We start from the raw sequence: 267 nt of genomic DNA on the forward strand, positions 1-267 counted from the left end.
TGCTGCTGGTTTCCGGGTTGGTCAGGGCGTCGTCGACGTTGGCCTTGAGCGAGATTTTCTTGCCGGCACGGATGCCTTCGTCGGCAGTGATCACCACTTTCGAGCGGCAGTCGATGATGCGACCGGCCAGGGCTTCCGGCGAGAAGCCGCCGAACACTACCGAGTGAATCGCGCCGATCCGGGTACAGGCCAGCATGGCGACCACGGCTTCAGGGATCATCGGCATATAGATAGTCACCACGTCGCCGCGGTGCACGTCCTGGCCAC

At 62.9% G+C, this 267-nt stretch carries 1 protein-coding gene; it reads right to left on the reverse strand.

Annotated elements, in window-relative coordinates; all coding sequences use genetic code 11:
* On the reverse strand, positions 1 to 267 hold a 267-nt coding region (locus ACW9JE_RS30960; RefSeq protein WP_457434940.1), incomplete at both ends, for an AMP-binding protein.

It is taken from the genome of Pseudomonas sp. SDO55104_S430, from assembly GCF_054070595.1.